Here is a 1,668-nt window from a genome sequence, read left to right as displayed (position 1 = left end):
CAATACCCATTTCCTTAACGGCTTCTCTCGCATTTTCTTCGAGCTTCTTACAGTTTTTACAACCTGATCCTAAAACCTTAATGTTCATCTCTGCCTCCTATTATTTCAACCTATTAAATATCCTGATATTGACTCTCCTAAATTTATGACCCCATATGTGAGTTTATGACGCCATTTGTGAATTTAGGGGGGTGTTAATTGGTAAACTAAAAACATATATGTCTTTAAACTATATCAGCCAGTGGGCAAGTCCATTAAAGAGATAGCCTACTAGTATAATTGCGATTCCAGTGATTCCAACAAAAGTTGCAATCAATTTCGGCTTAATGACTTTCTTGAGAAGGATCATCTCTGGCAGTGATAAAGCTGTGGTTGCCATCATAAATGCCATGGCTGTGCCAATGCCTACACCCTTTAAAATTAAGGCTTCAGCAATTGGAATTGTCCCAAGTGCATTGGAATAAAGGGGAATACCAAAGACAACCGCCACAATAACGGCTAATGGATTATCAGGTCCTGCATATTTCGCCAGAAGCTCAGCTGGTGCCCAGCCATGAATTAGTGCCCCAAGCGCAATCCCAATAAGCAAGTAAATCCAAACACGACCAACTATATCCTTAACATTTTGAACAGAAAACTGAATGCGATCTCTTACAGTCAGCTGTTCAATTTCGACTTCTCTAGAACTGATTTCATATACATAGCTTTCCACTTGACTTTCCATTTTTAAAGACCCAATAAATATACCACCAACGACGCCAACGACAACCCCAGTCACCACATAGACAAGCGCAATCTTCCAGCCAAAAGAGGCTAAAAGAATTGCAAATGCCGCTTCATTAACAATAGGTGATGTGATTAAGAAAGAAAACGTCACACCGAGAGGAATACCAGCTTCAACAAAACCAATAAAGATTGGCACTGAGGAACAAGAACAAAAGGGCGTCACGATACCAAGAAGTGATGCCATGATATTACCGGTGATGCCACCAAATCTTTCAAGGATTTTCTTGGTACGCTCTGGTGGAAAAAAACTTCTTACATAGGAAATCATAAAAATCATGATGCCCAGTAAAATAACAATTTTTACACTGTCATATATAAAAAAATGAATACTACTGCCAAGTTGTGTTGTCACAGGAATCTTAAACACATTCTCAACTAAGAGTGTTACCAGATTATCTAACCAATCAAACATGGTCCCTCCTTATTCTAATGGGAGTTGTCCTGATTTTATTCTTTCAATTAATAAAAGGACCTTTTCCTTAACGAGTTCTCTCGTTACTCTAAAATCTTCGATCGGCCCACCAGATGGATCATCAAGTCCCCAGTCCTCCATATGCTGGTTAGGCACAAATGGACAAACGACATTACAACCCATTGTAATTAAAACATCTAAAGTTTCAGGAATATCAGACAAGAGCTTCGGATGATGTTCACTCATATCAACACCTGCCTCTTCCATGACTTCAACTGCCAGTGGTTTAACCTCAGGATAATCTTCTGTTCCAGCAGAATAAACCTCTAGAATATCACTACCTAATTTTTTTGCCCAGCCTTCTGCCATTTGACTTCTGCAAGAATTGTGAACACATACAAATGCAACTTTAAACTTTTTCATAATAAACCTCATTCACTTTCATTTTAATATTTGATACTAATATTTTT

At 38.2% G+C, this 1,668-nt stretch carries 3 protein-coding genes; all 3 read right to left on the bottom strand.

Annotated features, from left to right (window positions below; genetic code table 11):
- The coding region (locus AC220I_RS22230) for a thioredoxin family protein (RefSeq protein ID WP_486726056.1) at positions 1-88 on the bottom strand (88 nt) is incomplete at its 3' end.
- A 141-nt stretch (positions 89-229) separates the two neighbouring features.
- Positions 230-1,198 (bottom strand): permease, encoded by a 969-nt coding sequence (locus AC220I_RS22225; RefSeq protein ID WP_486726055.1) that lies wholly within the window; start codon positions 1,196-1,198, stop codon positions 230-232.
- Positions 1,199-1,207: 9 nt separating this feature from the next.
- A complete protein-coding gene (locus AC220I_RS22220) occupies positions 1,208-1,621 on the bottom strand; it encodes an arsenate reductase ArsC (RefSeq protein WP_486726054.1) in 414 nt (137 codons plus the stop codon).
- Positions 1,622-1,668: the final 47 nt, after the last annotated feature.

Source organism: Fusibacter sp., assembly GCF_057447755.1.
The sequence above is the reverse complement of the archived record's forward strand: the minus strand, read 5'-3'. Positions and strand labels throughout refer to the sequence as shown.